Origin of the sequence: Pseudomonas edaphica (assembly GCF_005863185.1) — a bacterium.
Lineage (GTDB): Bacteria > Pseudomonadota > Gammaproteobacteria > Pseudomonadales > Pseudomonadaceae > Aquipseudomonas > Aquipseudomonas edaphica.
Genome location: NZ_VBVZ01000460.1, coordinates 1 through 5069, shown reverse-complemented (window position 1 = coordinate 5069; position 5069 = coordinate 1). Strand labels below are relative to the sequence as shown.

4 protein-coding genes are annotated in these 5069 nt (G+C 63.4%); all 4 read left to right on the top strand.

Annotation, left to right across the window (positions count from 1 at the left end; all coding sequences use genetic code 11):
* Positions 1-72: 72 nt before the first annotated feature.
* Positions 73-1416: a 3-oxoacyl-ACP reductase gene (locus tag FEM54_RS24175; protein ID WP_138453407.1), complete on the top strand. Its 1344-nt coding sequence runs from the start codon at positions 73-75 to the stop codon at positions 1414-1416.
* A gap of 3 nt (positions 1417-1419) precedes the next feature.
* A complete protein-coding gene (locus tag FEM54_RS24170; protein ID WP_138453406.1) occupies positions 1420-2310 on the top strand; it encodes a MaoC/PaaZ C-terminal domain-containing protein in 891 nt (296 codons plus the stop codon).
* Entirely contained in the window at positions 2307-3605 is a 1299-nt protein-coding gene (locus FEM54_RS24165; protein ID WP_138453405.1) for an acetyl-CoA C-acetyltransferase, read from the top strand. The genes FEM54_RS24170 and FEM54_RS24165 overlap by 4 nt, the downstream gene beginning before the upstream one ends.
* Positions 3606-3636: 31 nt before the next feature.
* On the top strand, positions 3637-5069 hold a 1433-nt coding region (locus tag FEM54_RS24160), incomplete at its 3' end, for an AMP-binding protein (protein ID WP_138453404.1).

Sequence of the window (5069 nt, the reverse complement as noted above, 5' to 3'; positions counted from 1 at the left end):
GTATCAGACAGATCGCTATCGCAGGCAAGCCAGCTCCCACAGTTGATCGGGTTCACAGGGAAAGAATGTTTTATGAGTGACAACTACCTATCCTTCGTCAATTCCCCTTGGGGCCGGCGCCTGGCCCGAACCATCGGCCTGCCGCAACCCTTGCCCTTGCAACGCCACCGCAGCGGCCAGCAAGGCCTTGCCAACCCGGTGATTGTCGCCGGGGCAGGGCGCCTCGGTGCGCAGGTGCAACAGCTCTTCAAAGACACCGATACCGTCGCCGCCACGCCGGCAACCCTCAAGGCACCGTCCACGGTCAAGGTGCAGGGCGCGGTGTTCGACGCCACGGCCGTGCTCGACCTGCAACAACTCGACGAGCTCTACCTGTTCTTCCACGCCAATGCCAAGCGCCTCGGCCAGCACGGCCGCGTGGTAGTGCTCGGCACGGCGCCGGAACATTGCCAGGACTTGCCCCAGGCCATCGCCCAGCGTGCCCTTGAAGGGCTGGTGCGCTCGCTGGCCAAGGAATTGCGCCGTGCAATTACGGTGCAATTGATCTACGTGGCACCGGGCGCCGAAGACGCACTGGACAGCAGCCTGCGGTTCTTTTTATCGCGCCGCTCGGCCTATGTGTCGGGCCAGGTGGTGCGCCTGGAAAAACCCGTGGACGCCCAGGGCACGGTGAACTGGGACAAACCCTTCGCCGGTCGCCGTGCCCTGGTCACCGGCGCCTCACGTGGCATTGGCCTGGCAATTGCCCAGGTGCTGGCCCGCGACGGTGCTCATGTGGTGTGCGTGGACGTGCCCCAGGCCCAGGCAGCGCTGCTTCAAGCCGCCGACAGTGTGAACGGCTCGGCCTTGCCGCTGGACATCACCGCAGCCGATGCGGCCGCGCTGTTGCAGGCGCATGTCAGCCAATACGGCGCATTCGACGTGGTGGTGCACAACGCCGGGATCACCCGCGACAAAACCATCGCCAAGATGACCGAAGCCGCCTGGCGCAGTGTGCTGGCGGTCAACCTCGAAGCGCCGTTGCAGCTCAGCAGCGCACTGTTGGAGGGGCGAGGCTTGAACCCTGGCGGGCGGATTGTGTGCGTGTCGTCGATTTCCGGTATCGCTGGCAACCTCGGGCAAAGCAACTACGCCACCTCCAAGGCGGGCGTGATTGGCCTGGTGGAGGGCCTGGCACCCCAGGCGGCCGCGCTGCAAGTCACGGTGAATGCGGTGGCGCCGGGGTTTATCGAAACCCAGATGACCGCGAAAATCCCGCTGATGATCCGTGAGGCCGGGCGGCGCATGAACTCACTGTCCCAGGGCGGGCAGCCGATCGATGTGGCCGAGACCATCGCCTGGCTGGCGCACCCGGCGTCCGGCGGGGTCAATGGCCAGGTGGTACGGGTGTGCGGCCAAAGCCTGCTGGGAGCCTGAACCATGGACTATGTGACGCAGATCATCGACCCGCCACCGTCGCGCACCCAGCTGTTGCTGGACGGCGTGCGCGCACTGCGCAAACCCAAGCTTGACGGGCCGCCGCCGCTGCCCACCGCGCGCCTGGTGCGCTCGGCGGTGGAGCTGAGCGCTGCTGGCATCGCCGCCTATGGCCGCGCCTGCGGTTTTCGCCGTGAGCAGGGCGTGCCGCTGTCCTATCCGCATGTGCTGGCGTTCCCACTGCATTTGATGCTGCTGACCCGGCCGAGCTTTCCGTACCCGGCCAGTGGCATGGTGCACCTGGCCAATCGCATTCGACAGCACCAGCGTTTGCGCGAAGGCCAGGCGCTGCGCCTGGAAGTGTACTGCGAGCGCTGGGTGGCGCACCCCAAGGGCCAGGCGCTGAGCATCGCCACCCGCGCCTTTGCGGCGGATACGTTGGTGTGGGAAAGCGACAGCCTGTACCTGCGCCGCGACGTCAAAGACCCGCTCGGCGAACCCTGGGACGACGCGCTGCCCTTGCAGGAAGACGGCCTGTTGCGCACCCAGCGCTGGTTGCTGCCGGCCGACCTGGGGCGCCGGTTTGCCAAGGTCTCGGGGGATTTCAACCCGATTCACACCTCGGTGATTGGCGCCAGGATCTTCGGCTTTCGCCGCGCCATCGCCCATGGCATGTGGACCCTGGGCCGCGCACTGGCGGCGCAACAACCGCCGGGCGGGCTGGATCAGGCGCAAGCGCATTGCGACTTCAAGCTGCCGATCTTCCTGCCCGGCCAGGTCGCGCAATGGAGCCGCCCGGTGACCGGGCCGCGCCGTGAGTTTGAAGTGCGCAATGTTGCCGGTGATAAACCGCATATGCGCGGGCTATTTATCTGGAACGAGAGCCATCAATGAGTGACTACAGTTTCAACCCGGCCCCGACCCGCCGCGTGGCGATTATCGGCGGCAACCGTATCCCGTTTGCCCGTTCCAACACCGTGTATGCCCACGACAGCAATCAGGACCTGCTGGTGGCGGCCCTGCAAGGCCTGGTGGAGCGCTATCACCTGCACGGCCAGCGCCTGGGTGAGTTTGCTGCGGGCGCGGTGATCAAGCATTCGCGGGATTTCAACCTGGCGCGTGAGGCGTTGCTGTCCACCACATTGTCGCCTGACACGCCTGCCTACGACGTGCAACAAGCCTGCGGTACCGGGCTGGAAGCGGCCTTGCTGGTCGCCAACAAAATTGCGCTTGGCCAGATCGAAGTGGGCATCGCCGGTGGCGCCGACACCACGTCGGATGCGCCCATCGGCATCAACGAATCGCTGCGCCATACCTTGCTGGCGGCCAATCGCGCCAAGGGCATGGGCGCCAAAGTGAAGACCTTGCTGAAGGTGCGCCCGTCGATGTTTTTCAAACCGCTGCTGCCGCGCAATGGCGAGCCGCGCACCGGTTTGTCCATGGGTGAACACTGCGAAGAAATGGCCAAGCGCTGGCAGATCAAACGCCTGGCCCAGGATGAGCTGACCCTCACCAGCCACCAGCGCCTGGATGCGGCCTATAAACGCGGTTTTTTCGATGACCTGCTCAGCCCCTATCGCGGGCTGGCGCGTGACAACAACCTGCGTGCCGATGCCAGCCTGGAGAAGCTCGCGGGCCTGTCTGCGGCTTACGACCGCCAAAACGGCACGCTCACGGCGGGTAACTCCACACCGCTGACCGATGGCGCCTCAGTGGTCTTGCTGGCCAGCGAAGCCTGGGCTGCCGAACAGGGTTTGCCGGTGCTTGCTTACCTGCGTACCGGCGAAACCGCTGCGGTGAACTTTGTCGACGGCACCGAAGGCTTGTTGATGGCCCCGGCGTATGCCGTGCCGCGCATGCTCAAGCGTGAGGGCCTGGGGTTTGCCGACTTTGACTTTTTTGAAATTCACGAAGCCTTTGCCGCCCAGGTGCTGTGCACGCTCAAGGCGTGGGAAGACCCCGAGTATTGCCGCGAGCGTCTAGGCTTGGAGGCACCACTGGGCGCCATCGACCGCAGCAAGATGAACGTCAATGGCGGCTCCCTGGGCTGTGGCCATCCGTTTGCCGCCACCGGTGGCCGGCAACTGGCGGCGCTGGCCAAAACCATCCATGAAAACGGGGGCGGGCGCGGCCTGATTTCGATTTGTGCAGCAGGCGGGCTGGGCATCACCGCCATCGTCGAAAAATAGCCTGATCAAAAACAACAATAAGGAGACTGCCATGAACGCTGTAAGCCAGGAACACACCGAACGGGTCTGGTTGAACGCCTACTTGCCGGGCGTGCCGGCGGACATCGAGGCCGGTATCGAGGCCTACCCGTCGCTGCGCGAGGTGTTCCTGGAGCACCTGGAAAAATTCCGCGAGCGGGTCGCCTACGTCAGCATCGGCACCGAAATGACCTATGCCGACTGGCAGGTGCAAGGCCAGGCGTTTGCCGCGTGGCTACAGGGCCAAGGCGTGAAAAAGGGCGACCGGGTGGCGCTGATGATGCCCAACTGCCTGCAGTACCCGATCTGCCTGCTGGGCACGATCCTGGCCGGTGCGGTGGTGGTCAACGTCAACCCGTTGTACACCTCCCATGAACTCAAGCATTTGCTCAAGGACAGCGAAGCCGAAACCCTGGTGATCTTTGAAAACTTCGCCCACACCTTTGAAAAAGTCGCGCAGGGCAGCCGTGTCAAACGCGTGGTGGTGGCGGCCATTGGCGATCTGCTCGGCACCTTCAAGGGCGCGGCGATGAACTTCATCCTGCGTCGCGTGCAAAAACAGGTGCCAAAATTTCACCTGCCCGGCGCTGTGCGCTTCAACAACGTGTTGAAACAGGGACGGGCGCTGAACCACTTTCCGGTGGCGATGCACCTCGATGAGCTGGCGTTTCTGCAATACACCGGCGGCACCACGGGGGACGCCAAGGGCGTGATGCTCAGCCACCGCAATATCATCGCCAACCTGCTGCAAGCCAAGGCCTGGGTTGGTGACCAGTTGGACCAGGACAAGCAGGAAACCAACGTGACCTTGTTGCCGCTGTACCACATCTTTTCGCTGACGGTGAATTGCCTGATGTTCATGTGCCTGGGCGGGCGCAACATCCTGATTGCCAACCCACGGGATGTGAAACGGGTGCAGATGATCTTGCGCAAGGAGCGTTTCAACGGCATTGCCGGGGTCAACACCTTGTTTAACGGCTTGCTCGAAAACAAAGAGTTCTGTGCGCGGGATTTCTCTGACCTGCGCATGGTGATTGCTGGCGGCATGGCGACGCACACGGCGGTGGCCAAGCGCTGGAAGGAGGTCACTGGGTTGCCGATTATTGAAGGTTATGGGCTGACCGAGTGCTCGCCGGTGGTGAGCATCAGCCCGATCAACATTGCTCGCATGCGTGAGATGGAATTCACCGGCAGCATCGGTGTGCCGTTGCCGTCGACCTGGGTGCGGTTTATGCGTGAGGATGGGGAACTGGCGGACATTGGTGAGCAAGGTGAACTGCAAGTGCGTGGCCCGCAGGTGATGCAGGGGTACTGGAAGCGGCCCAAGGAAACGGCTGAAGTGCTGGATACCGAGGGCTGGTTGTCCACCGGGGACATTGGGGTGATGGATGAGCGTGGGTATATTCGTCTGGTGGATCGCAAGAAAGACATGATCCTGGTTTCGGG